The sequence below is a fragment of the Amycolatopsis sp. NPDC088138 genome, assembly GCF_044741685.1.
GTDB lineage: Bacteria > Actinomycetota > Actinomycetes > Mycobacteriales > Pseudonocardiaceae > Amycolatopsis.
The window spans coordinates 442,736-469,275 of record NZ_JBIUTB010000002.1; the positions used below are offsets into that span (position 1 = coordinate 442,736).

General features: G+C 68.6%; 29 protein-coding genes and 1 pseudogene. 16 read left to right on the forward strand and 14 right to left on the reverse strand.

Features of this window, described 5'->3' with window-relative positions; translation table 11 throughout:
- Positions 1-16: 16 nt before the first annotated feature.
- From ACIOD2_RS09570 to ACIOD2_RS09585, 4 genes are all read left to right on the forward strand, one after another.
- Positions 17-1,966, forward strand: coding sequence for a thioredoxin domain-containing protein (locus tag ACIOD2_RS09570; RefSeq protein WP_400536364.1), 1,950 nt, complete (start codon positions 17-19; stop codon positions 1,964-1,966).
- Positions 1,967-2,110: 144 nt separating this feature from the next.
- On the forward strand, positions 2,111-2,671 hold the full coding sequence (locus ACIOD2_RS09575; protein WP_392767744.1) for a hypothetical protein: 561 nt from the start codon (positions 2,111-2,113) through the stop codon (positions 2,669-2,671).
- A 137-nt stretch (positions 2,672-2,808) separates the two neighbouring features.
- The gene (locus tag ACIOD2_RS09580) at positions 2,809-4,698 is read left to right on the forward strand and encodes an acyl-CoA dehydrogenase (RefSeq protein WP_400536365.1); all 1,890 of its coding nucleotides are present in this window, start codon (positions 2,809-2,811) and stop codon (positions 4,696-4,698) included.
- 58 nt (positions 4,699-4,756) lie between these two features.
- A complete protein-coding gene (locus ACIOD2_RS09585) occupies positions 4,757-5,170 on the forward strand; it encodes a hypothetical protein (protein ID WP_400536366.1) in 414 nt (137 codons plus the stop codon).
- A 43-nt stretch (positions 5,171-5,213) separates the two neighbouring features.
- Here the strand turns inward: ACIOD2_RS09585 and ACIOD2_RS09590 are convergent, their stop codons facing one another.
- A complete protein-coding gene (locus ACIOD2_RS09590; RefSeq protein WP_400536367.1) occupies positions 5,214-6,092 on the reverse strand; it encodes a DUF2382 domain-containing protein in 879 nt (292 codons plus the stop codon).
- Between the two features lie 236 nt (positions 6,093-6,328).
- Between ACIOD2_RS09590 and ACIOD2_RS09595 the strand changes: the two genes are divergently transcribed.
- Entirely contained in the window at positions 6,329-6,547 is a 219-nt protein-coding gene (locus ACIOD2_RS09595) for a hypothetical protein (protein ID WP_400536368.1), read from the forward strand.
- Between the two features lie 72 nt (positions 6,548-6,619).
- Positions 6,620-7,093, forward strand: coding sequence for a carboxymuconolactone decarboxylase family protein (locus tag ACIOD2_RS09600; RefSeq protein ID WP_400536369.1), 474 nt, complete (start codon positions 6,620-6,622; stop codon positions 7,091-7,093).
- Between the two features lie 13 nt (positions 7,094-7,106).
- On the opposite strand, the gene ACIOD2_RS09605 is transcribed toward ACIOD2_RS09600, so the two are convergent.
- Together ACIOD2_RS09605 and ACIOD2_RS09610 are read right to left on the reverse strand one after the other, a co-directional pair.
- Positions 7,107-7,646 (reverse strand): DinB family protein, encoded by a 540-nt coding sequence (locus tag ACIOD2_RS09605; RefSeq protein WP_400536370.1) that lies wholly within the window; start codon positions 7,644-7,646, stop codon positions 7,107-7,109.
- 25 nt (positions 7,647-7,671) lie between these two features.
- Complete coding sequence (locus ACIOD2_RS09610) at positions 7,672-8,445, reverse strand: class I SAM-dependent methyltransferase (RefSeq protein ID WP_400536371.1); 774 nt, start codon at positions 8,443-8,445, stop codon at positions 7,672-7,674.
- Between the two features lie 656 nt (positions 8,446-9,101).
- Between ACIOD2_RS09610 and ACIOD2_RS09615 the strand changes: the two genes are divergently transcribed.
- Positions 9,102-11,069 carry an AAA family ATPase gene (locus ACIOD2_RS09615; RefSeq protein ID WP_400536372.1) on the forward strand — a complete coding sequence of 656 codons (1,968 nt, stop codon included), beginning with the start codon at positions 9,102-9,104 and terminating at the stop codon, positions 11,067-11,069.
- 108 nt (positions 11,070-11,177) lie between these two features.
- Here the strand turns inward: ACIOD2_RS09615 and ACIOD2_RS09620 are convergent, their stop codons facing one another.
- A complete protein-coding gene (locus ACIOD2_RS09620) occupies positions 11,178-11,369 on the reverse strand; it encodes a hypothetical protein (RefSeq protein WP_400537971.1) in 192 nt (63 codons plus the stop codon).
- Between the two features lies 1 nt (position 11,370).
- A pseudogene (locus tag ACIOD2_RS09625) lies at positions 11,371-11,508 on the reverse strand (helix-turn-helix domain-containing protein); the annotation flags it as partial.
- A 328-nt stretch (positions 11,509-11,836) separates the two neighbouring features.
- On the opposite strand from ACIOD2_RS09625, the gene ACIOD2_RS09630 reads away from it, so the two are divergent.
- Entirely contained in the window at positions 11,837-12,076 is a 240-nt protein-coding gene (locus ACIOD2_RS09630; RefSeq protein WP_400536373.1) for an AMED_5909 family protein, read from the forward strand.
- Between the two features lie 15 nt (positions 12,077-12,091).
- Here ACIOD2_RS09630 and ACIOD2_RS09635 read toward each other — a convergent pair whose 3' ends face one another.
- A complete protein-coding gene (locus ACIOD2_RS09635) occupies positions 12,092-12,733 on the reverse strand; it encodes a hemolysin III family protein (protein ID WP_400537973.1) in 642 nt (213 codons plus the stop codon).
- A gap of 113 nt (positions 12,734-12,846) precedes the next feature.
- Between ACIOD2_RS09635 and ACIOD2_RS09640 the strand changes: the two genes are divergently transcribed.
- Positions 12,847-13,623, forward strand: a complete 777-nt coding sequence (locus tag ACIOD2_RS09640) for an isoprenyl transferase (RefSeq protein WP_256475555.1) — start codon at positions 12,847-12,849, stop codon at positions 13,621-13,623.
- A gap of 81 nt (positions 13,624-13,704) precedes the next feature.
- On the opposite strand, the gene ACIOD2_RS09645 is transcribed toward ACIOD2_RS09640, so the two are convergent.
- Both ACIOD2_RS09645 and ACIOD2_RS09650 read right to left on the reverse strand, forming a co-directional pair.
- Complete coding sequence (locus ACIOD2_RS09645; RefSeq protein ID WP_400536374.1) at positions 13,705-13,953, reverse strand: hypothetical protein; 249 nt, start codon at positions 13,951-13,953, stop codon at positions 13,705-13,707.
- Positions 13,954-14,034: 81 nt separating this feature from the next.
- Positions 14,035-14,442, reverse strand: a complete 408-nt coding sequence (locus ACIOD2_RS09650) for a hypothetical protein (RefSeq protein WP_400536375.1) — start codon at positions 14,440-14,442, stop codon at positions 14,035-14,037.
- Between the two features lie 230 nt (positions 14,443-14,672).
- On the opposite strand from ACIOD2_RS09650, the gene ACIOD2_RS09655 reads away from it, so the two are divergent.
- The gene (locus ACIOD2_RS09655; protein WP_400536376.1) at positions 14,673-15,965 is read left to right on the forward strand and encodes a PhoH family protein; all 1,293 of its coding nucleotides are present in this window, start codon (positions 14,673-14,675) and stop codon (positions 15,963-15,965) included.
- A 63-nt stretch (positions 15,966-16,028) separates the two neighbouring features.
- Here the strand turns inward: ACIOD2_RS09655 and ACIOD2_RS09660 are convergent, their stop codons facing one another.
- Positions 16,029-17,468, reverse strand: a complete 1,440-nt coding sequence (locus ACIOD2_RS09660; protein WP_400536377.1) for a GuaB1 family IMP dehydrogenase-related protein — start codon at positions 17,466-17,468, stop codon at positions 16,029-16,031.
- A gap of 67 nt (positions 17,469-17,535) precedes the next feature.
- On the opposite strand from ACIOD2_RS09660, the gene ACIOD2_RS09665 reads away from it, so the two are divergent.
- Both ACIOD2_RS09665 and ACIOD2_RS09670 read left to right on the forward strand, forming a co-directional pair.
- Positions 17,536-18,003, forward strand: a complete 468-nt coding sequence (locus tag ACIOD2_RS09665; protein ID WP_400536378.1) for a DUF309 domain-containing protein — start codon at positions 17,536-17,538, stop codon at positions 18,001-18,003.
- A complete protein-coding gene (locus ACIOD2_RS09670; protein WP_400536379.1) occupies positions 17,997-18,497 on the forward strand; it encodes a hypothetical protein in 501 nt (166 codons plus the stop codon). The genes ACIOD2_RS09665 and ACIOD2_RS09670 overlap by 7 nt, the downstream gene beginning before the upstream one ends.
- Here ACIOD2_RS09670 and ACIOD2_RS09675 read toward each other — a convergent pair.
- A complete protein-coding gene (locus tag ACIOD2_RS09675) occupies positions 18,494-19,117 on the reverse strand; it encodes an MBL fold metallo-hydrolase (RefSeq protein ID WP_400536380.1) in 624 nt (207 codons plus the stop codon). The genes ACIOD2_RS09670 and ACIOD2_RS09675 overlap by 4 nt on opposite strands.
- A gap of 73 nt (positions 19,118-19,190) precedes the next feature.
- Between ACIOD2_RS09675 and ACIOD2_RS09680 the strand changes: the two genes are divergently transcribed.
- Positions 19,191-20,405, forward strand: a complete 1,215-nt coding sequence (locus ACIOD2_RS09680; RefSeq protein ID WP_400536381.1) for an NADH:flavin oxidoreductase/NADH oxidase family protein — start codon at positions 19,191-19,193, stop codon at positions 20,403-20,405.
- Here the strand turns inward: ACIOD2_RS09680 and ACIOD2_RS09685 are convergent.
- A complete protein-coding gene (locus ACIOD2_RS09685) occupies positions 20,402-21,076 on the reverse strand; it encodes a Pr6Pr family membrane protein (RefSeq protein WP_400536382.1) in 675 nt (224 codons plus the stop codon). The genes ACIOD2_RS09680 and ACIOD2_RS09685 overlap by 4 nt on opposite strands.
- Positions 21,077-21,174: 98 nt before the next feature.
- On the opposite strand from ACIOD2_RS09685, the gene ACIOD2_RS09690 reads away from it, so the two are divergent.
- The 3 genes from ACIOD2_RS09690 to ACIOD2_RS09700 all read left to right on the forward strand — a co-directional run bounded on the left by ACIOD2_RS09690 (position 21,175) and on the right by ACIOD2_RS09700 (position 22,867).
- Positions 21,175-21,963 carry an NBR1-Ig-like domain-containing protein gene (locus tag ACIOD2_RS09690; protein WP_400536383.1) on the forward strand — a complete coding sequence of 263 codons (789 nt, stop codon included), beginning with the start codon at positions 21,175-21,177 and terminating at the stop codon, positions 21,961-21,963.
- Between the two features lie 179 nt (positions 21,964-22,142).
- Positions 22,143-22,493 (forward strand): hypothetical protein, encoded by a 351-nt coding sequence (locus ACIOD2_RS09695; protein ID WP_400536384.1) that lies wholly within the window; start codon positions 22,143-22,145, stop codon positions 22,491-22,493.
- Complete coding sequence (locus ACIOD2_RS09700) at positions 22,493-22,867, forward strand: hypothetical protein (RefSeq protein ID WP_400536385.1); 375 nt, start codon at positions 22,493-22,495, stop codon at positions 22,865-22,867. Before ACIOD2_RS09695 ends, ACIOD2_RS09700 begins: the two co-directional genes overlap by 1 nt.
- Positions 22,868-22,916: 49 nt before the next feature.
- Here the strand turns inward: ACIOD2_RS09700 and ACIOD2_RS09705 are convergent, their stop codons facing one another.
- The 3 genes from ACIOD2_RS09705 to ACIOD2_RS09715 form a co-directional block, all read right to left on the reverse strand.
- Positions 22,917-23,456, reverse strand: coding sequence for a hypothetical protein (locus ACIOD2_RS09705; RefSeq protein ID WP_400536386.1), 540 nt, complete (start codon positions 23,454-23,456; stop codon positions 22,917-22,919).
- Positions 23,457-23,510: 54 nt separating this feature from the next.
- Positions 23,511-24,803 carry a S8 family serine peptidase gene (locus tag ACIOD2_RS09710; protein ID WP_400536387.1) on the reverse strand — a complete coding sequence of 431 codons (1,293 nt, stop codon included), beginning with the start codon at positions 24,801-24,803 and terminating at the stop codon, positions 23,511-23,513.
- Positions 24,804-24,992: 189 nt separating this feature from the next.
- Entirely contained in the window at positions 24,993-26,525 is a 1,533-nt protein-coding gene (locus ACIOD2_RS09715; protein WP_400536388.1) for an ATP-dependent DNA ligase, read from the reverse strand.
- Between the last annotated feature and the right edge of the window lie 15 nt (positions 26,526-26,540).

The window sequence follows — 26,540 nt, forward strand, 5'->3', positions numbered from 1 at the left end:
TGCCACCCTGGAGGGCATGAACCGCCTCGCCAGCGCGACCAGCCCGTACCTGCTCCAGCACGCGGACAACCCCGTCGAATGGTGGCAGTGGGGCGCGGACGCGCTCGCCGAGGCGAAACGCCGGGACGTGCCGATCCTGCTTTCGATCGGCTACGCCGCGTGCCACTGGTGTCACGTCATGGCGCACGAGTCGTTCGAGGACGCCGAAACCGCCGCCGTGATGAACGCGCACTTCGTGAACATCAAGGTCGACCGCGAGGAACGGCCGGACATCGACGCCGTCTACATGGCCGCCACGCAGGCGATGACCGGGCAGGGCGGCTGGCCGATGACCTGCTTCCTCACCCCGGACGGCGAACCGTTCTACTGCGGCACCTACTTCCCGACGCCGACGTTCCGCCGGCTGCTCGACGCCGTCGCCGAAGGGTGGCAGAGCCAGCGGAAGGACCTGCTGGACCAGGCGAGCCGGGTCGTTTCGAGCATCGCCGGGGCCACCGGGCCACTGCAGGAGTCCGTTGTGGACGAAGCCGCCCTCGAAGGCGCGGCCGGGATCCTGCTGCGGGACGCCGATCCGGTCAACGGCGGGTTCGGCGGCGCGCCGAAGTTCCCGCCGTCGATGGTCCTCGAATTCCTGCTGCGCCACCACGAGCGCACCGGGTCCGAGGACGCGCTGGCCCTCGCCGACCGGACGGCGGAGGCGATGGCCCGCGGCGGGTTGTACGACCAGCTGGGCGGCGGCTTCGCGCGCTACTCCGTCGACGCCGAGTGGATCGTCCCGCACTTCGAGAAGATGTTGTACGACAACGCGTTGCTGCTGCGCTTCTACGCCCACCTCTGGCGGCGCACCGGCTCGGCGACGGCGTGGCGCGTCGCGAACGGGACCGCGGAGTTCCTCGCCGCCGAGCTGCGGACGCCCGAAGGCGGCTTCGCGTCTTCGCTGGACGCGGACACCGAAGGCGTCGAAGGCCTGACGTACGTCTGGACGCCGTCGCAGCTTCGCGAGGTCCTCGGCGACGACTCGGCGGCCGAGCTGTTCGGCGTCACGCCCGAAGGCACCTTCGAGGAGGGTGCCTCGACGTTGCGCCTGTTCGGCGACCTGCCCGAGACCACGCGCGTCAAGCTCCTGGAGGCGCGGGCGAAGCGGCCGCAGCCGGGCCGGGACGACAAGGTGATCGCGTCCTGGAACGGCCTGGCGATCACCGCTCTGGCCGAAGCCGGCGTCGCCCTGGATCGTCCACAGTGGATTCAGCTGGCGGTCGACGCCGCCGAGCTGCTCCTGCGGGTGCACGTGGTCGACGGCCGGTTGCGGCGCAGTTCGCGTGACGGCGTCGTCGGGGCATCGGCGGGGGTGCTGGAGGACTACGCCTGCGTCGCCGACGGGTTCCTGGCCCTGCACCAGGCGACGGCCGAGGCGCGCTGGCTGACCGAGGCGACGCGCCTGCTCGACCTGGCGTTGACGCACTTCGCGTCCCCGGACGCCCCGGGCGCGTACTTCGACACCGCCGACGACGCCGAAACGCTGGTCCAGCGCCCGGCCGACCCGACCGACAACGCGAGCCCGGCCGGGGCGTCGGCGCTGGCCGGAGCGCTGCTGACGGCGTCCGCGCTGGCCGGCCACGCGTCCGTGGCCAAGTACCGCGAGGCGGCGGAGCAGGCGCTGCGACGGGCCGGGGTGCTGGCCGGGCGGGTGCCCCGGTTCGCCGGGCACTGGCTATCGGTCGCGGAGGCGCTGCAGGCCGGTCCGGTGCAGGTCGCGGTGGTGGGCTCCGACGCGGAGCTGCTCCGGGCGGCGGCCCGCGGGGTCCACGGCGGCGGCATCGTGCTGGCCGGTTCGCCAGACGCTCCCGGCGTCCCGCTGCTGGCCGACCGCCCCCTGGTCGAGGGCTCGGCCGCGGCGTACGTCTGCCGCGGCTACGTCTGCGACCGCCCGGTGACCACCCCGGAAGCCCTCACCGCCCAGCTCTGACCAATGCCGTGAAGGCCACCTTGAGGGACTCAGAGTCCCTCAAGGTGGCCTTCACGGCATTGCGCTCAGGGTGAACGACGTCCGCGATCGCGTATTTCCGGCGTAGCGTGAGTTGCGTTGTAATCATGTAATCGGAGGTGCGACATGGGACGAGGCTGGAGAGGCGGCGGCCGCGGCTGGCAGCAGGCCGAGGTGCCGTCGGCCGACGACGCGGCGGCCTGGTTCGGCGGGCGCCTGCCCGACGGCTGGTTCACCGGGGCGCCGGAGGTCACGGTCGACCGTGAAGAGATCATCCTGGTCGGCGAGCTGCCGGCGCTGACCGAAGAGCACGCCGACGACGCGGCCCGCGCCGCGGCGGAGGACGGCCGGATCAGCCGGTTCCGCGAGGAGACGCGCGACGAGCGCATCGAGATCGCGCGCCAGGCCGAGCACCGCTACCAGCGCAAAGTCGCCTGGGGCGCCAAGCTCGGCGGCACCACCGCGCTGTTCACCACCCACTCGGCGCCGGTGATGACCCGGCTGCGGCAGCCGGAACGCCTGGTGCTCGACACGCTTGTCGACGCCGGGGTCGCGCGCTCGCGGTCGGAGGCGCTGGCCTGGGCCGTGCGCCTGGTCGGCGAGCACGCCGACAGCTGGCTGGGCGACCTGCGGGAAGCGATGACCAAGGTCGACGACCTGCGCTCGAAGGGGCCGGACCTGGCCTGAAACCGTGGGGTGCCGCCGCATCGGTGGCACCCCGCGGTGTTCCGTGGGCCACGCACGAGTGAGCTGAACCTGCACGATCCGCACGGCTGGGGCACGCTGGCTACCAACGAGTAGCCAGTACTTTTTCGGAGGAAGCCGTGGACGTGCCCAATGTGCCCGCGAAGGTGGATCCGGACGCGCTGACCGCCGTCCTCGACGGACGGTGGGCCGAGCTGCGCCGCGGGGTGCGCGCCCAGATGTCCGGCTCGGAGTTCCGGGACCCGGTGGACCTCGAAACCGAGGCGCACCGCGCCCAGGTGCTCGACCAGCTGCGCGCGCTCGCCGAGACCGACCGGCCCGGCCTGGGTTTCGACCCGGCCTACGGCGGGGGCGGTGACGTCGGCGGCTCGGTGACGTCGTTCGAGATGCTCGGCTTCGGCGACCTGTCGCTGATGGTGAAGGCCGGTGTCCAATGGGGACTGTTCGGCGGCGCCGTCCAGCTGCTCGGCACCGAACGGCACCACGAGCGCTACCTGCGCGCCATCAAGGACCTCGACCTGCTCGGCTGTTTCGCGATGACCGAGCACGGCCACGGTTCGGACGTCCAGCACCTGGGGACCACGGCGACCTTTGTGGACGGTGGGTTCGTGGTGAACACGCCGGATTCCATGGCCAAGAAGGAGTACATCGGCAACGCGGCGCGCGACGGCCGGATGGCGGTGGTGTTCGCGCAGCTGATCACCGGTTCGGAATCCCGTGGGGTGCACGCGTTCCTGGTCCCGATCCGGGACGACGACGGCAACCCGGCGCCCGGAGTGTCCATCGAGGACTGCGGCCGCAAGGCGGGCCTGAACGGCGTCGACAACGGGCGGCTGAGCTTCGACAACGTCCGCATCCCGCGGGAAGCCCTGCTCAACCGCTTCGCCGACGTCGACGAGTCCGGTGCGTATTCGAGCCCGATCGAGAGTGACAGCCGGCGGTTCTTCACCATGCTGGGCGCGCTGATCCGCGGCCGGGTGAGTGTCGGCGGGAGCGCCGGCAGCGCGACAAAACGCGCGCTGGCGCTGGCGATCCGCTACGGCGAGGTCCGCCGCCAGTTCACCAAGCCGGACGGCGAAGAGGTCGTCGTCCTCGACTACCTGGCGCACCAGCGGAAACTGCTGCCCGCGCTGGCTAAGACGTACGCGCTGCACTTCGCGCAGGAGGAGCTGGTGTCGAAGCTGCACGACATCGACTCGTCGGCGCCGGAAGAGGAGCAGCGCGAGCTGGAGTCGCGCGCGGCCGGGCTGAAGGCGCTCGGCACGTGGCACGCGACGGCGACGATCCAGGCCGCGCGCGAGGCGTGCGGCGGCTCGGGGTACCTGTCGGAGAACCTGCTGGCCGGGCTGAAGGCCGACACCGACGTCTTCACGACGTTCGAAGGTGACAACACCGTGCTGCTGCAGCTGGTCGCGAAGGGCCTGCTGACCAGTTTCAAGCAGGACTTCGAGGACCTGAGCCCGCTGGCGACGGCGCGGTTCTTCGCCGAGCAGGTGGTCAGCACGGTCCTCGAGCGCACGTCCGCGCGCAAGGCCTTCGAACGGCTCACCGAAGCGTCCGATTCGGACGTGTTCTTCCGCCGCGACTGGCAGCTCGGTCTGTTCGAAGACCGTGAGGAGCACGTGGTCGAGGGCGTGGTGAAGCGCCTGCGCAAGGCGGCGGACGACCCGTTCGGCGTGTTCAACGCGGCCCAGGACCACGTGCTGCGGGCGGGCCGGGTGCACGTCGAGCGCCTGATCCTGACGGCGTTCGCGTCGGCGATCAAGCGGTGCGAGGACCCGGACGCCCGCGCGGTGCTGGAGCGCGTCTGCGACCTGTACGCGCTGTCGGCGATCGAGGAGGACCTGGCCTGGTTCCTCGGCCACGGCCGCCTGTCGGCGTCCCGCGCGAAGGCCGTCACCTCGGCGGTGAACGGCCTGTGCGCGGAGCTGCGCCCGCACGCCCGGGCGCTGGTGGACGCGTTCGCGATCCCGGACCAGTTCCTGCGCGCGCCGATGCTGACGTCCTGACTTCCCTGCCGGGCCAACGGGAAAGGGGCGGCGCGCGTGATCTAGCCTTGCCGCACCGATGCTGCAACCGGGCGAAACGCCCGAAGTGATCGGCATGGTCAAGGTCGGCTCGGTCAAGAAGGCCGTCGGCCGGAGCGTCGCGCTCGGCGTCGCGACCGCCGTGCTGAGCGGCGGGACGATGTACTCGATCACGACCCAGCGTGAGCTCTACTTGCTGCTCACCGACCGGCAGTTGCTGTTCTTCGAAGCCGACGCCTACACCGGCGGGCCGGGAAAGGCACTGTTCGCCGTGCCGCGCGGGTACGTCGCGATCACCGAGCCGAAGGGCGGCTTCCTGGTGAAGACGGAGCTTCGCATCCACGGCTGGGACCAGGTGCTGGCGCTCACGGTGGCGCCGCTGCCGCCGTCGATGCGGAAGAAGGGCCTGCGGCTGCTGGCCGGGCTGCCGCGACTGCAGGTCGCCGCGGCGTGACCCCCGGGCGGCCGGCTTCGGGGAGCCGGCCGCCCGCTCAGGGTTACGACTTGCGGTGCTTGCCGTTGTCGTCGGTGACCTCGAACTGCTCCTTGCGGACCTTGCCGGACACCGTCTGGTCTTCGGTGACCGTCTCGGTCTTCAGGCGCGCCCGCTCGACGGCGACGGTTTCCTTGTTCACGACCGGCTTTTCGGCGTGCAGCACGATGTCCTGCTCGTCCTCGCCGATCTCGGCCCGCCCGCCGCGGCCGTCCTTGATCGGCTCGCGCTCGATGCGCACCTCTTCGTGGCTCACCGGCACGGTGATCTGCTGCTCTTCGGTGACGACGTACTTGCGCAGCCGCACACGTCCGGTCTCGACCTGCTCGGTCCCGACGTTCAGCCGCTCTTCCGAGCGCGTCATGGTCCGGTCGTCGTCCCGGCCCATCTTGTCGCGGTCCATCTTGCCGCGGCCGGAGGCGTCCCGACCGTCCATTCCGGACCGGCCACGACCGGCGTCGCCCATGGCGGCCTGCCCCGTGCCCGCACTGTCCATTCCGGACCGCTCGCGGCCGTTGCCCTTGCCCTGGGCCGCCTGGTCGTCCATCTGCCCGTCCGGCGACATCCGCGGCACCGGCAGGCCGTAGTGCTTGTAGAGCCGCGCGCTCTCCTCGGGCGAGAGGTGCCCGTCGGCGTCGATGCGGGGCGCGTCGGAGACGGCGTCCTTGTCGACCCGGACGTGCACGCCGTCGTTGTCCGTGTGGGCGCCGGAGAGCGGGACGAAGCTCTCCTTGGTCCCGAAGAGACCCGTCTTGACGGTGATCCACTCCGGCTGGTGCGTCGCGTCGGCGAGGTAGACGTTGCCGACCTTCCCGAGCTTGTTGCCGTCCGGGTCGACCACGGCACTGTCGATGAGCTCCTGGGGCTGCATGGTCTTGGCCATCGCTGTGCTGTCCTTCCACGCGTTGGGGCTGTTGGAGCTACGGTCGGCCGTGGTGTTGATCACGGCAACCGTCGCGGTGTTCCTGTGGGTGACCCCCGAAGGTGCGGGTTTGAAGCAGGGTCCGCGGGCGAAGTCCAGCGTGTCGCCGCAGGTCAGGGCCGTGGCCAGCGAAGCGATCGGCGACCGCCGCGTTGGTGCGAAGGTGTGTAACCGCGGGTGGCTGGGAAGCACAGGGCATGGACGAGTGCGAAGTGATGTGGCGCGTCCCGGCCGACGCGGACGCGGTGATGCAGTTCGTGGGCTGGGACAACCCCCTGCCGGCGGTGGTGCTGAAACTCGGCGAGGTGACCGTGACCCTCGCCCCGCCGCGCAACCGCGCGGAGGAGGGGGAGTTCGCGCGCTTCCTGGCCAAGCTCGCGGCGGCGGCGCGGGACGCGGCCCGTCAGGTCGTGTGACCGGAGCCACTGTCACAACGCCGCGCGCCGCTTCGTCAAGGGGGTGAAAGCGGACGACGGAAGGAAAAGGTCATGGAAGCGCGGCTCAACATGTTCGAGAACGAGGTCGCAGGCAAGTTCGTCAAGCGGCTGGTCGCGGCGTCCCGCCCGGTCGAGGAGTCGTCGCTGCCGAAGGCGACGCAGGAGCTGGTGAAGATCCGCGCGAGCCAGATCAACGGCTGCGGCGTCTGCCTCGACATGCACACGAAGGACGCGGCGCACGCGGGCGAGACGGCGCTGCGCCTGAACATGGTGGCGGCCTGGCGCGAGGCGACGGTCTTCACCGAACCCGAGCGCGCGGCCCTGGCGCTGGCCGAGGAAGGCACCCGCCTGGCGGACACCCACCACGGCGTCAGCGACGAAACGTGGGCCGACGTCCGCAAGCACTACGACGACGAGCAGATCGGCGCGCTGGTCTCCCTGGTGGCGATGATCAACGCCTGGAACCGGCTGAACGTGATCGTCCGCAACCCGGCGGGCGACTACCAGCCGGGGATGTGGAGCTGACGGTTCTCGTGCGTCAGGAGGCTTTGTCGAGTGTCTCGCGCAGGATGTCGGCGTGCCCGGCATGCTGCGCGGTCTCGGCAATGACGTGCACCAGCACCCGGCGCGCACTGCGCACCCCACCGGGCTCGTTCCAGGGCGCCTCGGCCAGCGGATGCGTCGTGTCGAGATCCACGGTGGCGACGACCTCTTCGGTCCGGGCGGCAACGTCCTCGTAGCGCTTGAGGATCCCGGCGAGCGAGTCACCGGGCAGCATCCGGAACTCGTTCTGATGATCGATGGCCCATTGCGGGTACTCCCGAGCGGTCCCGGCGGCGAAGTCGGCCCAGGTCACGCCGTCGGGCAGCTCAAGCTGCGACGGCCCTTCGACTATGAAGCGCAGCCACGATTCTTCGATGCTGGCGACGTGCTTGATCAGCCCACCGAGACAAAGAGCGGAGACGGTCGGGCTCTCGCCGAGCTGCTCATCGGTGAGGCCCCGCACGGTGCTGGTCAGAGCGGCCCGCGCGGCGGCGAGTTCGGCGAGCAGGTCGGTCTTTTCGGTGTTCTCAGGCATGGGGCCAGCCTTGCAGGAGTAGCGGTCAGCGTGTGTCCGCATCTCCGAGCGTTGTGGAGTGGTCGAACCGCCGTCGGCCAGTGATGAGCACGGTGTGCTTCCGAACCAGGAACCGCCCCCGGACCTCGGCGCGCTGCTCCGCGCTGAGCGGCCGCTCGGACAAGCTGTCGAGATAGGCGACCACCGGCCCGGGCTCGGGCACGTCGAGATCGCACAGATACCGCTCCATCTGGACGTCATCGAACCAGTCGGCGACCCGTCGAGGTCCACTTTCAGCGGTGAAGCCGTTCCGACCTCCGCCGATCGTCAGATCAGGGCGCCCGACGGAGGCCGCGAGGTCCTCGAGCTCACGGAGATGATCCGTCCCGTTGGTGCCGACGGCCACCCGCCCACCGGGCCGCAGCACCCTGGCGAACTCACGCAAAGCCGAGTCGGGGTCATCGAGGTGATAAAGCATGTGGTTGGCGATGACAACGTCGAAGCAGCCGTCCCGAAACGGCAGGTCGCCGGCATCGCACCGCAGCACGTCGGCGTCGGAGACCTGCCTGAGCTGCGCACACATGGCGGGCGAAAAGTCGGTGAGGACGAGCCTGCCCGGCCGGCGGTCGACGTACTCCCACAGCTTCCCGGTCCCCGCGCCCACTTCGAGGACGTCCCCATCGAGCGGGAGGCGTTGGGCGAGCCAAGAGAACCAGTTCTGCGGATTGGTGCCGTAGGAGTGCAGCGCCATGCGCGCGTCAAGGTTGCGGGTGGAAGCAAAGTACTGACCGACTGCTCGTTCCGACGGAGTCGAGGCCATGGTCGGAGGGTAGCTAGGCGTACATGGCCAGCCAGATCGCGATGATCTGCTCCGGGCCTCTTCTGCACCTCGGCGTCTCTGCCTCTTAGGCACGCTGAGCTGCGGTTTTACCTGTCATCAGTTCTCGCGGTTGCCCGCCTCTTCCTGACCTCTGACGGCCTGGAGACGGCCTGGCGACCGACGCCACACCCTGCCCTGCATCCCGATACGAAGCCTCCACGCGGCCGGTGGTGCCGGGTCAAGACACGCTTCCCGTCTTGACGCGGTGCTACTGGCCGTTGTCACGATCAGGCTTCGGGATGGAGGTCCCTAACGACGGCGCGTAACAGAGATCGACTCCCAAACGACCCGATTGTCACCACTGCTCGTAGTTCGTCGAGGAGGCCGGCATGGCTCAAGGGACTCGTGTGCCGTCGCCGCGCGGCGCTGCGCCAGGTGACCCGCTGGCGGCCGCACCGCCCGCCCGCCGTACCGGAAGCGGATGCGGCCGCCCAGGCGCGGGGCCACGTAGGCGACAGGTGCGCCGCCACCGGCGGCGCGCCCCTTGATCCAATAGAGCCAAGTTCGGCAAGCAGGCGAAACTATACGAATTCAGTGAGGTCTATTTGTTCACTCAGTTCTCAGTTGGAGCGCATGGGGGTCTAGTTCGCGCCGAAATGAACCAAGTTCCGCGACTGTTGATTGTCAGTGGGCCAAATGGTGCTGGAAAGTCAACGATGCTTTATCAGTTGCATCGGAACAAGCAGTTGGCTGAGCCGGGTACGCGAGTCATGTACATCAACTCAAGTCGTCCATGGCGAGCTGGAATCGTCAATGCGCTGGCGCCGCTGGGTCTGGAGAACCAAACATTTACGAATTTGATCGAAGGTGAGTCGATTCCGGGCTGGCCATTTGGTGTACCGCCGGGCATGACATTCCTTCAGTACAACCAGGGATCTCAGCGCGGACGAGACTTGGTGGATGACGTTCAATCGCTCGTAAAGGTTGCGATTCTTCGACTTGAGACGAGTCGGCAGCGTGCGATCACTAAATTGGTAGATAGTGGCAAGCGGGGCAGTGAACTCGACTTCGATGCGTTCGAGCCTATGAAGAGGTATGTTTCCACATTGCTTCCTCATCTTCGATTTGACGGTGTAGACCTATCTGATAGTGCAAATCAAAAGGTATTCTTCATCAAGCTTGATGGTGAACAAGAGATTCGTCTTGAAATCGATGACTTGAGCGCCGGTGAAAAAGCTGTCATCGGCCTCTTGTATCCGTTCATTGAGGACCAGGCTTATCGGCTAATGAACCCGGCGGAGAGACCTGCTGGGCCGACGCCGACCGTCCTGATCGATGAGCCTGAACTGCACCTTCATCCGGCTCTTCAGAGTAATCTTATCGCATACATGCGAGAGTTGGCCGTTTCTGGCGAAGCCCAGTTTATTATCTGCACCCACTCTACGACAATTATAGATGCGGCAACCGAGGGGGAGTTGTACGTTCTGGCTCCGCCAGCCATCACTGGTGGAAATCAGTTGGTACCCGTCGCCGATTCTGCTAGTCGGCTTGAGGCCATGCGAGAACTGACTGGCTCGGCTTATACAATTACTCGTTGTCGACCTATCGTTTTCGTGGAAGGGGAACGATTTGGTGCGCGCGTTCCGTCGGATAGTAGAATCTTGGAAATTCTGATTCCGGAATCAAAGTCTTGGGTAATAGTTCCTTCGCAGGGTCGTAGTCAGGTGATCGCATCGGCGAGAAATCTGCAAGATCCTGCTTTGACCGGGCTCCCAGGCCTCTCGGTATTTGCCCTAGTTGATCGAGATCAGAGTGACGTTGATGAAGAATTTGTGATTAGTTGGCCTGTGACAATGCAGGAGAACTTGCTTCTGGACATCAAGGCGCTCTGGGAGGTTATGCAACCGCATTTGGGTGACCCTCGTCTTCCTGCCAGTGAAAATGAACTAGAGGACCAACTGAGGGTTTGGTGTCGTGAACAGCGGGAACGTGAGATCTACCTCCGTGTTCGATCCCGCCTGAAGCCGTTGGCCATCCACGAGGCAATCACCACGGTTGAAGAGTTTGACGATCTTCATGGGAAAGTGACGCAAGAGGTAGGGCAATACCTAATCAATATGGGAGGCAGGACGCATCTTGAAGAAGTTGTCCGGGTGGCCGAACAAGAAGTCGATGGCATCCTGGAGAATTTGGAGATCGCACTCGTCCGGTTCCATGGCAAGGATCTGCTCGATAAAGTCTACGAAAAATATGCTGCTGCTATTGGATGGACGGGGAAAGCGGCCTTTGCCTATAACTTGGCTGCTGCAGTGAGTCGTGCCGACTCAGACCGTCTTCGTCAAATTCTAAGTCAGCCGGTTCGGAAGATCAAAAACTTTGTTCCTCAGGGTCTTGAGTCGTCACTCAGGAGTCTGCTTGGGCTGCCCGAGTATTCGGAAGTGGCGAGCCTGGCTGATCGAGTTGTCGTGGCACGCAAGTATTGGTTAGATGGGGAGGTTTGCACAGTTGATCGAGTGCAACTTCGTGCTGACATTTTAGCCGTCAGTCGTAGGCTTCGCGCTGAGGGACACGAGGTGGAAGCGCGTAATGTAGTGACGGAACTTTCTAGATTCGTCGTTGGCTGAATTTCGCGTTAGGTAAAGAATGCGTTGACTTTTCCTTTGTGGGAGAGTGCGTGTTCCAGTCGCATCCTAATTGAGCGGTGAATGTTCAAGTCGAAGATTCGAGACTTGTCAACCCAGGAAACCTCGCTGTTTCTTCACTTGAATCGGGAGTCCCCGAAACATACTCTGCCCGGAAGCAGATCGAGAACTCCTGTCGCACCTCGCCGTCGTCGTAGGCGATGACGTGTTTGGGTCCGAGTACAGGCCGATCACCCCCGTAACGTTGCATTCGATGCCAGTCTCCTCGCGGACCTCACGCATCACGGTGTTTGGGGTAGGGCGTGCGGTTCTTCGTGATCCAGCGCTCGACGGCCTTCTGGCCGACGTTGACGGCCTTTGCGACCTGATCCAAGGTCAGGCCGTCGCGCAGTAGCGCGTCACGCAGGCGTTCGTTCGGCATCGTCCCCCTGCGACGTGTAGGGACGTCCCGAGATGTCCTGCCACGTGGTGATCACTTCCCGCGTTTTAGCGGATAGTCGTGACAATGAGCAGGTCAAGGCCTGAGGGTGGACGGGGCTGCATGGTCGCGCAGGGGCGCGGGCTGCCTTGGTGCAGTCGCATTGGAGCCAGCGGCCAAGGCGTCGAGGTGACGGTAGAGGCCGTTCTGGAGCTATCGTGCCCGCCGGTCTTCATGCAGACGCAGGCGCCGCCGCAGGAACAAGAGGTTGTGGCGTTCCTGTGGCACCTCCGCGACCACGTGGGCGAACTAGAAGCGCGGGCGGGGAGGCGTGACGGTGCCGAAGGCTGAGCCGAAGACCCTGCGCGACGCCCACGAGGTCGTGATGGATCGCCGGCCGCCGAGGAGCGCGAGCCCGTCGGTGTGGCTGGCCTTCCGGCTCGGCAACGCGCGGTTGTACAAGGCGATCGCGGACGTCGACCGCGGCCATCACCACGAGGCGTTGTACTGGGCCGGGTACGAGGAACGGCAGGCATCCGAACTTCAGGAGGAAGGCAAGGCCACTGATTAGCAGGTAAAACCGCAGCTAGGCGTACATGGCCAGCCAGATCGCGATGTAGTGCGAAACCGCAGCCAGAACCGTGCAAGCGTGGAAGTACTCGTGGTACCCGAACGTATCCGGCCAGTGGTTGGGCCACTTGAAGCCGTAGAACGCCGCGCCCAGGGTGTAGAACAGCCCGCCCACGCACAGCAGCACCAGGGCCGCCACGCCCGCGTGGGACAGCAGCTCCGGGAAGACGAACACCGCCACCCAGCCCAGCGCTATGTAGATCGGGACGCCCAGCCAGCGTGGCGCGTTCGGCCACAGCATCTTCAGGGCGACTCCGAGGACCGCGCCGCCCCAGACGATCGACAGGATCACGTAGCCCGTGGGCTTGGACATCGCCAGCAGGGTGAACGGGGTGTACGTGCCCGCGATGAACAGGAAGATCATCGAGTGGTCCGCGCGCTTCATCCACTTGTACGCCCGGGGGCTCCACAAGCGACGGTGGTACAGCGCGCTCACGCCGAACAGGCCCAGCACCGTGAGGCCGTAGACCGACGTCGCCAAAGCGGCTGTCGGGGACACAGTGGACGCGGCCAGGCTGATCAGCACGGCCGCCGCGGCGACGGCGCCGAAGAACGACCAGAAGTGGATGTGGCCCCGCAGTCGCGGGCGCAGGTCCACTACGGGCTCTGGGGGATCCGTCGTCACACTCACTCAACCAGGTTACGGGAGCGTAGGTTCCCGGACAGCGGTCAAGTCACACGCCTCACATCGAGTGCGTACTCTTCCTCGACGTGAGTGTTCGCTCCTTCTTGTCCGACGTCGTGTACAGCGCCTACGGAAGGCGCCTCATCCAGCAGGCCCGCGGCCGGCATCCCCGGCACATCGCCATCATGCTCGACGGCAACCGCCGGTGGGCGCGTGAAGCGGGCTTCGCGGACGTCGCGGACGGCCATCGGGCCGGCGCGAAGAAGATCGCGGACTTCCTGAGCTGGTGTCACGAGGCCGACGTCGAGGTGGTCACCATGTGGCTGCTCTCGACCGACAACCTCAACCGTGACCCGGACGAGCTCACGCCGCTGCTGAAGATCATCACCGACGTCACGGACGAGCTCGCCGCGCCCGGCACGCAGTGGCGGCTCCGGATCGTCGGGGCGCTCGACCTGCTACCCGCCGAAGTCGCCAAGCGACTCAGCGAAGCCGCCGCGCGCACCGAGGGGCGCACCGGCATGGAGGTCAACGTCGCGGTCGGTTACGGCGGGCGCCAGGAAATCGCGGACGCCGTGCGCAAGCTGCTGCTCCACCACGCCGACGAGGGCACCAGCATTCACGAGCTGGCGAAAATCCTCGACGTCGACCACATCTCCGAGCACCTTTACACCTCGGGGCAGCCGGATCCGGACCTCATCATCCGAACTTCCGGTGAACAGCGGCTTTCCGGATTCCTGCTCTGGCAGTCCGCACATTCGGAATTCTGGTTCACCGAAGCCTATTGGCCGGCATTCCGCCGGGTCGACTTCCTGCGTGCGATCCGCGACTACGCCTGGCGGCACCGCCGGTTCGGTTCCTGAGGCACCCGAGACGCCTGAAGTACCCCCTGAGACGCCGAAAGGCCCCGGAGCGGACTCCGGGGCCTTTCACGCGCAAAGCACTCAGTGGTGGTGGTGCTCCAGCGAGTGCAGCACCAGCGCCGGCGAGGTCAGCACGCCGGTGTAGGCGCCCGCGACCAGGGAGGCCGCGCCGTAGCCGAGCGCGCCGCCACCCTCGATGAACGTGGCGTAGGCGTCGCCGAACGACGGGTCCGGGGTGCCGCCGTGGTCGCCCGTGGCGGCGAACGCGGTGCTGCCGATCATCATGAGGCCCGCAGCGGTGGCGGCGACGAAACCAGCCTTCTTCAGCACTTGGCACACTCCTAGGTAGAACTGTTGGGGTCCGGGCGCCGGCTGAACCGGCGGTGTGTCCCGCAGTCAAAAAATTACTCGCTATTCGGGCTTCTCGTACGTCTTGTACGCCCATTGTGTGAGCCCGATGCAGGCGCTTTCACTCGGTACGGTTCTCTGTCCACGACGCAAAATGCATTCCTCAACCGAACGTGGTAGAACCCCGAAGCCGATCTTGTGAATACGCCGGGTCAGCGAATTGTTCAAGATCATACCGACGGGTGTGTATCGATCGAGAGCGTGACTACGCAGAGCAACCGTCACGTGGCGTTGATGTCGGACGACCGACAGTGAGGTGACGATCTGGCGAATCACCGGGTTGGCTTCCTGCGCGATCACCGATTCGTAGGTACCTTCCGAGTTGAGGGCACGCGATCCGTGCGGGTCCTCGCGGGAGGCCCTGGTCGTGACGGTGATCGAGGGGGCGGCGCAGCCGCCCACGAGACGCACGAGGGGGCCGGCACCCGGCCCTCGTGGCCGCGTCGCCTGACAGCTCGTCAGGCGGAGTGGTCCAGCCAGGGAGGTGCCCGGCCCAGCGAGTGCGGGCGTGAGGTGCACACGCCCTCGAGGGAGATGCCGTCGTGACTGCGCAGCGTTTACCCCGTAAGGCCTCTGGCCGTTCTTCGACCGGTGCCTCTGGCCCGGAGAAAGCCTCGACCTCGCCCGAATCCCAGCAGCACATGTACGTGCTCGACACGTCGGTCCTCCTTTCGGACCCGTGGGCGGTGACCCGCTTCGCCGAGCATGCAGTCGTGCTTCCGCTGGTCGTCATCAGTGAACTGGAGGCGAAGCGCCACCACCCGGAGCTCGGCTGGTTCGCCCGGGAATCCCTGCGCATGCTCGACGACCTGCGCCGGCAGTACGGCAGGCTCGACGCGCCGCTCCCCATCGGGGACCACGGCGGCACGCTGCAGGTGGAGCTGAACCACTCGGACCCGACGGTGCTCCCGGTCGGGTTCCGCACCGACTCCAACGACCACCGGATCCTCGCCTGCGCGCTCAACCTGGCGGCGGAGTTCCCGGCGGTCACCCTGGTGACGAAGGACATCCCGCTGCGGGTGAAGGCGGGTGCCGTGGGCCTGGAGGCCGACGAGTACCGCGCGCAGGAGGTCACGCCGTCGGGCTGGACCGGCATGGCGGACGTCGACGTCGATCAGGACGTGCTGGACACGCTGTTCGGCGGCGGCACCGTCGACCCGGTCGAGTACGGCATGGACGAGCTCGCCGAGCTGCCGTGCCACACCGGGCTGCGGCTGCTCGCGGGCAGCTCCAGCGCGCTGGGGCGGGTCACGGCGGACAAGCGCATCCGGCTGGTCCGCGGCGACCGCGAGGCGTTCGGCCTGCACGGCCGCAGCGCCGAGCAGCGCGTCGCGCTCGACCTGCTGCTCGACTCCGACGTCGGCATCGTCTCCCTCGGCGGCCGCGCCGGCACCGGCAAGTCGGCGCTCGCGCTGTGCGCCGGGCTCGAGGCCGTGATGGAACGCCGCCAGCACCGCAAGGTCGTGGTGTTCCGGCCGGTCTACGCGGTCGGCGGCCAGGACCTCGGCTACCTGCCCGGGTCCGAGAGCGAGAAGATGCAGCCCTGGGCGCAGGCGGTGTTCGACACCCTCGGCGCGCTGGTCAGCCAGGACGTCCTGGACGAGGTGTTCGACCGCGGCATGCTCGAGGTGCTGCCGCTGACGCACATCCGCGGCCGCTCGCTGCACGACACGTTCGTCATCGTCGACGAAGCGCAGTCACTGGAACGGAACGTCCTGCTCACGGTGCTTTCGCGGCTTGGCACGGCGTCACGCGTGGTGCTCACGCACGACGTCGCCCAGCGCGACAACCTGCGGGTCGGGCGGCACGACGGCGTCTCGGCGGTGATCGAGAAGCTCAAGGGCCACCCGCTCTTCGCGCACGTCACGCTGACGCGCTCGGAGCGTTCGCCCATCGCCGCCCTGGTCACCGAGATGCTGGAGGACCACGGCTGAGCTTGAACTGACGTGAAGGCCACCTTGAGGGACTCAGAGTCCCTCAAGGTGGCCTTCACGGCTTTACCAGCCTGCGGGGAGTGGGCGGCCCTCGGCGAAGCCGGCGGCCGACTGGACGCCCAGGACGGCGCGCTCGTGGAACTCCTCCAGGGTGCGCGCGCCCGCGTAGGTGCACGACGACCGGACGCCGGAGCCGATCGAGTCCAGCAGGTCCTCCACGCTCGGCCGCGCCGGGTCGAGGGACATCCGCGACGACGAGATGCCCTCCTCGAACAGCGCCTTGCGCGCGCGGTCGAACGAGCCGTCGGTGCGCGTCCGCGCGCCCACCGCGCGCTTCGACGCCATGCCGAACGACTCCTTGTACGGCCGCCCCTGCTCGTCGAACCGCAGGTCGCCGGGGGATTCGTAGGTACCGGCGAACCACGAGCCGACCATCGCCGCGGACGCGCCGGCGGCCAGCGCCAGCGCGACGTCGCGCGGGTGGCGGACCCCGCCGTCGGCCCAGACGTGCTTGCCCAGCTCGCGCGCGGCGGCCGCGCACTCGCCGACCGCGGAGAACTGCGGGCGGCCCACGCCGGTCATCATCCGGGTCGTGCACATCGCGCCCGGCCCGACACCGACCTTGACGACGTCGGCGCCGGCCTGGATCAGGTCGCGCGTGCCCTCGGCGGTCACGACGTTCCCGGCGACCACCGGGACCCGCGGCGACACCGACCGGACGGCCTTCAGCGCGGCGATCATCTTCTCCTGGTGGCCGTGCGCGGTGTCGACGACCAGCACGTCGACGCCCGCGGCGAGCACCGCCTCGGCCTTCGCCGCGACGTCGCCGTTCACGCCGACCGCGGCCGCGACGCGCAGCTTGCCGCCGTCATCGACCGCCGGGGTGTAGATGTCCGCGCGCAGCGCGCCGACCGCGGTCAGCACGCCCGCGAGGCGGCCGTCGGTGTCCAGGCCCAGCGCCAGGTGCGCACCCTGGGCGTGCAGCAGCTCGAAGACCTCGCGCGGCGCCGTGTCCAGCGGGACGACGACGGTCGGCGGCTGGGCGACGTCGGCGAGCCGCGCGAAGCGGTCGACGTTCGCGCACGCCGCTTCGGTGACGATGCCGGTCGGGCGGCCTTCGCCGTCCACGACCACGACCGCGCCGTGGGAGCGCTTGTGGACCAGGTTGAGCGCGTCGGCCACCGCGTCGCCGCCGGTCAGCACGAGCGGCGTGTCCCAGACGGTGTGGCGGCTCTTCACCCAGCTGACGATGTCCGCGACGGCCGCGCTGTCGACGTCCTGGGGCAGCACCACCAGGCCACCGCGGCGGGCGACGGTCTCGGCCATCCGGCGGCCGGCGACGGCGGTCATGTTCGCCACGACGATCGGGATGGTGGCGCCGGTGCCGTCCGCGGTGGACAGGTCGACGTCGAAGCGGGACTCCACGTCCGAACGGTTCGGCAACAGGAACACGTCGTCGTAGGTCAGGTCGTGGGCGGGCCGGTGGCCGTCGAGGAAACGCACGAGTCCCCAGGCTACGTGGCTCACCGGGAGACGGCGAACGCGGCCGGGTGCGTGGGAGGATCGGGGCATGAGCCGCCGCGACCGGGACGCCGAAGGGCGCGCACGCAACGCACGGCCGCGCGACGGTCTCGGCCGCCCGCTGCCCTACGGCGCCGACGGTGTCGAACGCCAGCCGGAAGGCGTCGTCCGGACGCCGGCGCAAACGCTTGCGGAAGCGCAACGGCTGCTCGACGACGGCAAGCCGTTCCACGCGCACGAGGTCTTCGAAGACGCCTGGAAGACCTCGGACGGGCCGGACCGCGAGCTGTGGCGCGGCCTCGCGCAGCTCGCCGTCGGGCTGACGCACGCGGCGCGCGGCAACACCGCGGGCGCGGCGTCGCTGCTGGAGCGGGGCGCGGTGAACATCGAGCCGTTCCGGAACGACCCGCCGCACGGCATCAACGTCGCCGGCTTGCAGCAGTGGGCGCGTGACCTGGTCGAACTGGCGAAGCAGCACGTCCGCGTCGAGCCCGTCCCGCCGCGGTTGACGTGCTGACCGCGCTGGGGGCCGCGGTCATCGCGGCGGTCGCGTCGCTGGTCGGGGTGACCTTGGGGGCTTTCGTCGAGCCGCTGAAACTGAACGCCGCGCGACGAGCGAAGCTGCGGCAGGACCGGGCCGACCGCTGCGGCCGGTTCATCGAAGTCGCCGCCCGGGCGCGGCAGCACCTCGTGAGCCTAAACGTCACCCACCGGCAGCAGAAACAGGGCGAACCCGTCGATCTGGCGGGCTACGAAGACGGGTACTACACGGCGCGCGCGGAGATGCGCTCGCTGCTCGGGCTCCTGGTGATGAGCGGGCCGGACGAGCTGGTCGAGTCGGCCAAGGACGTGCGGCAGAAGGACATGGACCTGCACCACGTGCGGTACGAGCGGGAAGAGGGCACGGCGTTCGACCGGCTCTCGCTGCCGCCCGGCGTGCGGACGGCCGTGGTCGCGCTGGACCGGGCGATCGAGGAGTTCGCCCTCGTCGCCCGGAAGCACACTTCCTAGGGCTGGTCCCAGCCGGTCGACGCGGCCTTCTCGGCGCCGAGCGTCGTGCCGTCGCCGTGGCCCGTGTGCACCTTCGTGGCGTCCGGGAGCGGGAACAGCTTCTCCCGGATGGACTTCACGATGGTCGGGTAGTCCGAATAGGACCGTCCGGTGGCGCCGGGGCCGCCGTGGAAGAGCGTGTCGCCGGTGAACAGCACCCCGAGGTCCTCGGCGTACAGGCAGACCGCGCCGGGTGCGTGCCCCGGCGTGTGGATGACGCGCAGCTCGGTGCCCGCGATCGTGATCACCTGGCCGTCCGTCAGCTCGCCGTCCGGCGCGCGGTCCGGGTGCGTGAGGTCCCAGACGACCCGGTCGTCCGGGTGCAGCAGGATCGGCGCGCCGGTGGCCTCGGCGAGCGCCGGGGCGGCGTTGACGTGGTCGTTGTGCGCGTGCGTGCAGACGATCGCGGCCAGCTTCCGGTCGCCGACGACGTTCGCGATCGCCTTCGCGTCGTGCGCGGCGTCGATCACGATCACCTCCGCGTCGTCGCCCACGATCCACACGTTGTTGTCGACGTCCCAGCTGCCTCCGTCGAGCTCGAAGACGCCAGAGGTCACCAGGTTCTGCACGATCGCCGTCATGGGCCCGACCCTAGTGGCCCGGGCCCCGCCAGTTCACATACCGTCGGTATCTACTTTCGGGTAGCCTTGCCCGATGATCCGCGACCTGCTCGCCGAACCGCTCAAGCTGCGCTGCGGCGACGTCCTGCCCAACCGGCTGGTCAAGTCGGCCCTCAGCGAGCAGCTCGGCGACCGGCGCAACGCCCCGACCCGCGAGCTGGCGCAGCTGTACCGGACCTGGGCCCGCGGCGGTGCCGGCACGCTGATCACCGGCAACGTCATGGTCGACCCGAGTGCGCTCGGCGAGCCGCGCAACGTCGCGCTCACCCCGGATCCCGCTGTCTACCGGCCTTGGGCCCAGGCGGTCGACGGCACCGGGACGCGGCTGTGGGTGCAGCTGAACCACCCGGGACGGCAGAGCCCGCGCTACCTGTCACGGCAGCCTGTCGCACCTTCCGCGGTGGCCTTCGGCGACCGAGGTGTCCGTACCGCCTTCGCCGCTCCGCGGGCGCTGTCCGGCGAAGAGATCGGAGCGATCATCGAACGCTTCGGCGTCGCGGCCCGCACGTTCGTCGACGCCGGCTTCGCGGGCGTGCAGATCCACGGCGCGCACGGCTACCTCGTCTCCCAGTTCCTCTCGCCGCTGACCAACCGGCGCACCGACGCCTGGGGCGGCGACGCCGTGCGCCGACGGCGGTTCCTGCTCGAGGTCGTGCGGCGCGTACGGGACACCGTCGGGGACCGCGTCCCGGTGTCGGTCAAGCTCAACAGCGCCGACTTCCAGCGCGGCGGCTTCACCGAGGACGAGTCACTGCAGGTCGTCCACGCCCTCGGCGAAGCCGGGCTGGACCTGCTGGAGGTTTCCGGTGGCACGTACGAGAAGGCCGCGATGATGGGCTCGGGCCGGGCGAGCACGCAGGCGCGTGAGGCCTACTTCCTGGACTACGCGGCGAAGGCGCGCAACGTCTCGGACGTCGCGCTGATGGTCACCGGCGGCTTCACCACCCCCGGCGGGATGGCCGACGCGCTGAGCTCCGGCGAACTCGACGCGATCGGGCTCGGCCGCCCGCTCGTCGTCGACCCCGGGCTGCCCGCCCGGCTGCTGGCCGGCGAGGACGTCCAGGCCCAGCGGCGCTGCCCGAAGACCGGCATCCGGCTGGCCGACAGCCTGCTGGAGATCCAGTGGCACACCCGCCAGATGCACCGGATCGCGTCCGGGCGGCCGGTCGACCGGCGTGGGGCGGCGCTGACCCTGGTGCAGGCCGGGTTCACCGACGGCCTCAACGCGTTCCGCCGCGTTCGCGCCTAAACGACCTCGGGCTGCGGCTCGGCGGCCGCGGCCCGGTGGAGTGCACGACGGTGGAACGACCGGTCGAGGAGGAAGATGCCGGCCGCGAGCGCGGTGAAGAAGACGCCGATGGCGATGCAGTTGAGCGTCACGCGGCCGTAGCCGAGGGCGCCCGCGTCGACGAACGGGTACGGGTAGAAGCCGCTGATCGCGCCGCGCGGGAGCGTGAACGCGAGCCAGGCCGCCGGGTAGATCAGCGACCACCAGACGGTCGGCCAGGTCAGCGAGCCGCGCGGGCCGGCGACGAGCCAGCCGAGCACGAACACGATCGGCGTCACCTTGTGCAGCATCGTGTCGGCGAACAGCGGCAGCCCGTGCAGCTCGTACAGGCCGGCGAGGGCGACCTGGTAGACGATGCCGGTCACGACGATGCCGGCGAGGGCGTCGAGCCAGAGCACGCGGAACGGCCCGGTGACGCGGGCGAGGCCCAGCGCGACCAGCACCGACGTCACGGCGACCAGCAGGTTCGAGTCGATCGTGAAGAAGCAGAACAGGTTCGCGATCCGGGCGCCGGCGCCGCTGAACTGGCCGGTGGTGTCGCCCGCGGTGGCGATCACCTGGGTGACCAGGCCGGTCAGGGCGATCACCGCGGTGACCGCGAACCAGGCGCGCGTGAGCTTCGAACCGTGCATCCCCGGAGAATACCGGCTGGTAACCGCCGGTGGATCCGTTGTGGACCACTCGATCGAGTCACGTCGTGCGGCCCGCGGGCGCAATATTCTCGAGCGCGATGGACGTCGAACGCACGCCGGGGCGGCGCGGGCGGGTCGCGCTCGGCCCCGCGGAGGACACCGGGCCGGTCGCCGCGTTCGCGCGCCGGCTGTGGGAGCTCAAGCGCGCGGCGGGCGACCCGTCCTACGACCGGATGCGCGGCGAGTTCGGCGCGCTGGCCTCGAAGTCCGCGCTGTCCGCCGCCGCGCGTGGCCGGCACCTGCCCAGCTGGGAGACGACCTGGGAGTTCGTGCGTTTGCTCGCGGTCGGCGTCCTCGGCCGGGACGAGACGTCCGCCCGGCTGGAGTGGCGCGGCCTTTGGGAGCGCACACGGGAGCCGGAGCCCGCACCGCGCCGCCGTCCGGCGTACTGGCTCGCGGCGGCCGTCGCGCTGGTGCTGGTCGTGGCGCTGGTCCTGGTGTTCGGCGGCGTCTTCACCGGCGAGCCCGCGGCTTCGGGTGACGTGTCGGAGTTCGTCGGCGACGTCACCGTCCCCGACGGCTCCCCGATCCCGGCGGGCAGCCGGTTCGTGAAGACGTGGGAGCTGCGCAACGCCGGATCGGTCGGATGGATCGGCCGGTACCTCGTGCGCTCCGGTTCGTTCGGCAGCCCGGACGAATGCCGGACACCCGCCCGCGTCCCGGTGCCCTACACCGCTCCGGGCGAGCAGGTGCGGATCTCCGTCGACGTGCAGGCGCCGTCGTCACCGGGGCACTGCCAGGTCTACTGGAAGATGGCCGACGCCGAAGGCCACCTGCTGCTGCCGGACGACCGCGCGGTGTTCTTCTCGGTGCGGATCGTGCCCTGAATTTGGCTTTCCGACGTCGCTGGCCAAAGCCCTGACCTGCGTGAATGATCTTGGTTTGGCTTTCGGCCGGGTCTGGCCGGTGCATGCCTTCCGCCGCCGCGCGATTCGCCCTTAACGTCGTCGGTGCCCGGATCTCCCGGGTGAATCCGATTCAGTTTTTGTTGCGGGGAAGGGAATCCATGCGTCCGTATCTGAAGGTCGCGGCCGTCACGGGAGCCGCGCTCGTCGCGGGCCTCCTGCCGGCCGGCGCGGCTTCGGCGGCACCGGCTCCGGCATCGCGGGCCATCGCGAGTGATCCGATCATCACCTGCGATTCCGGCTACCACGGCTGGATGCGCCGGGCCGGCAAGGACGCCATCTGCCTGTGGCCGGGCGAGCGCACCTGGGACATCCGCGTGTTCGAGTGCGCGGGCGACCTGACGCTCTACTTCAAGGACGGCAAGCACGCCTACTGCGGCGGCTCGATGAAGTTCGGCATCGACATCGCCGAGACGTCCAACGTGGTCAAGACGAAGGTGGGGAACCGCTGATGCGCAAGGTGATCGCCGTCGTCCCGGTGGCACTGGCCGCGACGCTGCTGGCGGCGCCTTCGGCGTCGGCCGCGACGAAGGTGTGCGAAGGCGGGCCGCTGATGGGCGGGGCCACGAAGGTCGTCTCGGTGAGCGCCGGGCAGAAGATCGACATCACCGTGCACAACCACGACTACCGCGGGCTGCTCGTCCAGATCATCGACGACGTCTGGGACAAGGGGCTCTGGAGCGGCGCGATCGCCCCGGGCAAGGAGCACACGGTGTCGCACGGCGTCCTCGGCGACCCGCCGGTCGGCCACCGGATCCGCTTCGAGGTGACGTCGAACCTGTCCAACAACTACACGTACGCGATCAAGTCGGATCGCTGCTACTGACGCTGCCGGGGCGCGCCCCGGTGCTGTGCGGCACCGGGGCGCTCGGTCGTCAGGCCGTGGTGAGGGCGTCCCGGAGGGTGGTGAACGCCTCGTACTCGGCCTTCTGCTCGACGGGCAGCTGGTAACTGGCCGCGAGGAGCTTCGGCACGGAGGGAAGGATGCTGAGCTTGAAGCTCTGGCCTTCCGTCGTCTTGATCACGAACCGGCCCTGCAGATCACGCTTCTTCACCGACGCCCGGTTCGTGTCCGTGATCGTCAGCGGCGTGCCCGCCGTGACCGTGCCGCTCTTTTCTTCGAGCGGCACGATCACGACGTCGGTTTGGCCCGGCCGGAAACCCACCGCGAAATTGCTGACGGTGGTGGTGCGGAAAACGATGAAGTTCTTTTGCTTGATTTCCGCGGCGTACACCTTCGTGTAGCTCGTCCCGTCGGTGACGGCCGCGTCGAAAGCGGCGTGGATCGACGCTTTCAGCTGTTCTTTGCTTGCCACTGCTACTCCTCCATGACCGCTCGGGGACTGAGCGGCCTTCCAAGGAGCAGCATCGTACTGACGGACGACCCCGCGTTCTGTGGGGAAAATTCCTGGCACAGTACCGTTTTTAGTGCGTCGAATACACCGAACAACCGCGGTTCCGGTGAATTGTCAGCGGAGAGCCTTGACCAATGCGGGAACGAAAACCGATGCGTCGACCGTGCCCCAGCCGCTGGCGATGTCGAAGCCCTTCGCCGCGGTGAAGCCGGTGACGCCGTCCTGGCTGTTGTCCCCTTCGGTCACGTCGATGATGCCCGCCTTGGTGCCGGCCGGGCCGAGCTTCGTGTACAGCGCCGGGTTGATCTGGCCGAGCTTGCCGCCCTTGGCCTGCACGGCCAGCGCGAGCACACCGGCGAACAGCGGCGCGGACTGCGACGTGCCGAACACGCCTTCCATGCTGATGTCCGGGAACGAGCGCATCTTGCTGCCGGTGATCTTCTTGACGCCGTCCTGCCAGTTCGGCCGCGCGTACGTCTTGGACAGGCCCGCACCTTCGGAGAAGCCGTTGTCGGCGACGTTCACGACGTCGTCCGGCCTGGTGCGTGCGCCGGTGGCGTCGAGGTGCAGCTGGGTGCCGCCGAGCGTCGTGACGCGCGGGTCGGACGCCGGCCAGCTCGCGACGCGGTACGGGTAGTTGCCCGGGCCGTAGAGGTAACCGCCGGTCGGGCCGTCGTCACCGGAGGAGGCGACCATCGTGATGCCGGCCTTGCTCGCGCGCTCCAGCGCCGGGTCGAGCGTCTTGATCGAGTCGAACGAGGGGAAGTTCTCCTCGGTCGTGCCGAAGCTCATCGAGATGACGTCGGTCAGCTTGTGCTCGGTCAGGTAGTCGACCGCGTGCATCATCTCGGGCAGGCCGGTGAAGCCCTGCGTCTCGGCGACCGGCGTGGCCGCGACGATGATCTTCGCGTTCGGCGCGAGGGCGTGCATCATCGTGACGTCGAGGTCGGTCTCGCCGCCCCAGCCCTGGCAGGTCGCGGTGTCGACACCCGGGTCGGTGCAGGCCGGCACCGGGCCGGACGGCTGCAGGATCTCGACGTTCGCCGGCGGCAGGCCGTGGTTCTTCGAGTAGGTGTCGAGCACCTGCTTGACCTGGTCGTCGCCGAACGACACCAGCGTCGTGACGGTGCTGCCCGCGCCGGTGATGCCGTCGTTCCACAGCTTCGTCGCGTTGTAGGCCGTGCTTTCCTTCGGCAGCGTCGCCATCGCCGCTTCCAGCTTCGCGACCCGCTTCTGCACGGTGTCCGCGCCGACGAACGACTGCGCGGCCGCCGAGAAGTGGTGCTTCGACGGCTGGTGCCCGGCGTTCGGCGTGCTCGGCACCGGCGTCGCACCGGCGGGTGCCGCGAACGCCGTCACGAGCAGGGTGGTGCTCGCGAGCAAGCCGGCGGCAGCGCGCAGTCTCATGCTTTCTCCCTGGGCTGAAGGAAACTCCGTCAGCCACTCTGGTCACGACGGGGAGAAGGCAACATCGACTTTCGTCTTTCCTTTTAGGAGGAAAGCACCGCGAAGACGCTCGATGTCGTGATCGCTACTTTCGTCTCCGGCTCCTTCCGGGTGCGGTTTGCGTTGCGTGCCTGGAGGGGCGGCTCGGTGTCAGGCTCCTTCCGAGCGGTCGCCGTGCAGGAGGCCGCGGACCGTGTCGATCGTGTCGGCGTCCGCCGCTTCCTTGTCCGGGCGGTAGCGGACCACCCGGGCGAAGCGCAGCGCGAGGCCGCCCGGGTAGCGGGTGCTGACCTGGGCGCTGTCCAGCTCGATCTCCACCACGATCTCCGGGCGGACGTACACCGTCCAATCGTCGCGGTGGGTCTCGATCTCCTGGAACGTGCTCGTCTGCCAGGCGAGCAGCTCGTCGGTCATGCCCTTGAACGTCTTGCCCACCATGATCGGCGGCCCGCCGTCCGGGTCGCGGGCGCCGAGGTGCAGGTTCGACAGCGAGCCCGTGCGCCGGCCGTGACCCCACTCCGCGCCGAGGACCACCAGGTCGATCGTGTGCACCGGCTTGACCTTGAGCCACGCCCGCCCGCGCCGCCCCGCCGCGTACGTCGACGCCAGGTCCTTGACCATCACACCCTCGTGCCCGGCCTCCATCGCCGCCTCCAGCACCTCGGCCGCGCGTGAAACGCCCACCTCGCCGGGGATCACGTGCGTTCCGGCGACCTTGCGCAGCGCCGCGTTGCGCTCCGACAGCGGCGCGTCCAGCAGGTCGACGCCGTCGAGGTGCAGGCAGTCGAAGAAGTACGGCCGCAACAGCAGAGCCTTCACCTGCTCGTCGCGGGTGCTGCCGAACCGGCTCAGGGTCTCCTGGAACGGCCGTGGCCGGCCGGCGTCGGTCAGCGCCAGCGTCTCGCCGTCGAGCACCACCGACTCGCACGGCAGCGCCCGCACCAGCTCGACCAGTTCCTGGACGCTGGCGGTGATCTCGCGCAGCGTCCGCGTCCAGACGTGCACCTGGTCACCCCAGCGGTGCACCTGGATCCGCGCGCCGTCCATCTTGTACTCGACGATCGCCTCGGCGTGTTCGGCGACGGCCTCGTCCAGCGACTCCGCCGGCGACGCCAGCATCGGCCGGATCGGCGTGCCCAGCGTCAGCCGGAACTCCGCCAGCGCCGCCTGCCCGCCGGTCAGCGCCGCGACGCCGGTGGTGCCGAGCTTGCCGGACAGCATGAACGCCCGCCGCACGTCCACGGCCGGGACGTCGGCCGCCGCCGCGACGGCGTCGACCATCACACCCTCGAGCGCGCCCTGCCGCAGCTCGCCGGTGACCAGCCGGAACAGGAACTCGTGCTCGGGCTTCGTGAGCCGCACGAACAGCGCGCGCAGCACCTCCTGCCGGCGTGTCGAAGAGCCGGTGCCCGCCGCCACCCCGGAGGCCTCGGTCAGCGCCCCGTCCACCTCCAGCACCGTGACCACCGATTCCGGAGCGGGTGACGCGCCGAGCCCGGCCAGGGTGCGCCAGCCCGCACCCAGCCTGTCCTGCGCGGTCTGCCCCGTCAGGTACGCGATCACCACGGGCAGCTCCGCGACGTCGGCCGCGCGCAGCAGCTCGGCCAGGAGGGCGATCTTCGCCTTCCTGGACCTCGTCGCCGCCAGGTCGGCGGACGCCCGGACTATCTCGGTGAGCAACACCCGGACATCATGACC

What these genes read in the sequence shown, in the direction of transcription:
- ACIOD2_RS09620 (WP_400537971.1), bottom strand. Translation starts at nt 11,369, where the DNA reads ATGCGTGAGGTCCGCGAGGAGACTGGCATCGAATGCAACGTTACGGGG.
- ACIOD2_RS09590 (WP_400536367.1), bottom strand. Translation starts at nt 6,092, where the DNA reads ATGGCCAAGACCATGCAGCCCCAGGAGCTCATCGACAGTGCCGTGGTC.
- ACIOD2_RS09680 (WP_400536381.1), top strand. Translation starts at nt 19,191, where the DNA reads ATGATCCGCGACCTGCTCGCCGAACCGCTCAAGCTGCGCTGCGGCGAC.
- ACIOD2_RS09585 (WP_400536366.1), top strand. Translation starts at nt 4,757, where the DNA reads ATGCTGCAACCGGGCGAAACGCCCGAAGTGATCGGCATGGTCAAGGTC.
- ACIOD2_RS09605 (WP_400536370.1), bottom strand. Translation starts at nt 7,646, where the DNA reads ATGCCTGAGAACACCGAAAAGACCGACCTGCTCGCCGAACTCGCCGCC.
- ACIOD2_RS09655 (WP_400536376.1), top strand. Translation starts at nt 14,673, where the DNA reads ATGTACGTGCTCGACACGTCGGTCCTCCTTTCGGACCCGTGGGCGGTG.
- ACIOD2_RS09615 (WP_400536372.1), top strand. Translation starts at nt 9,102, where the DNA reads ATGAACCAAGTTCCGCGACTGTTGATTGTCAGTGGGCCAAATGGTGCT.
- ACIOD2_RS09700 (WP_400536385.1), top strand. Translation starts at nt 22,493, where the DNA reads ATGCGCAAGGTGATCGCCGTCGTCCCGGTGGCACTGGCCGCGACGCTG.
- ACIOD2_RS09710 (WP_400536387.1), bottom strand. Translation starts at nt 24,803, where the DNA reads ATGAGACTGCGCGCTGCCGCCGGCTTGCTCGCGAGCACCACCCTGCTC.
- ACIOD2_RS09570 (WP_400536364.1), top strand. Translation starts at nt 17, where the DNA reads ATGAACCGCCTCGCCAGCGCGACCAGCCCGTACCTGCTCCAGCACGCG.
- ACIOD2_RS09600 (WP_400536369.1), top strand. Translation starts at nt 6,620, where the DNA reads ATGGAAGCGCGGCTCAACATGTTCGAGAACGAGGTCGCAGGCAAGTTC.
- ACIOD2_RS09695 (WP_400536384.1), top strand. Translation starts at nt 22,143, where the DNA reads ATGCGTCCGTATCTGAAGGTCGCGGCCGTCACGGGAGCCGCGCTCGTC.
- ACIOD2_RS09665 (WP_400536378.1), top strand. Translation starts at nt 17,536, where the DNA reads ATGAGCCGCCGCGACCGGGACGCCGAAGGGCGCGCACGCAACGCACGG.
- ACIOD2_RS09610 (WP_400536371.1), bottom strand. Translation starts at nt 8,445, where the DNA reads ATGGCCTCGACTCCGTCGGAACGAGCAGTCGGTCAGTACTTTGCTTCC.
- ACIOD2_RS09675 (WP_400536380.1), bottom strand. Translation starts at nt 19,117, where the DNA reads ATGACGGCGATCGTGCAGAACCTGGTGACCTCTGGCGTCTTCGAGCTC.
- ACIOD2_RS09690 (WP_400536383.1), top strand. Translation starts at nt 21,175, where the DNA reads ATGGACGTCGAACGCACGCCGGGGCGGCGCGGGCGGGTCGCGCTCGGC.
- ACIOD2_RS09575 (WP_392767744.1), top strand. Translation starts at nt 2,111, where the DNA reads ATGGGACGAGGCTGGAGAGGCGGCGGCCGCGGCTGGCAGCAGGCCGAG.
- ACIOD2_RS09685 (WP_400536382.1), bottom strand. Translation starts at nt 21,076, where the DNA reads ATGCACGGTTCGAAGCTCACGCGCGCCTGGTTCGCGGTCACCGCGGTG.
- ACIOD2_RS09595 (WP_400536368.1), top strand. Translation starts at nt 6,329, where the DNA reads ATGGACGAGTGCGAAGTGATGTGGCGCGTCCCGGCCGACGCGGACGCG.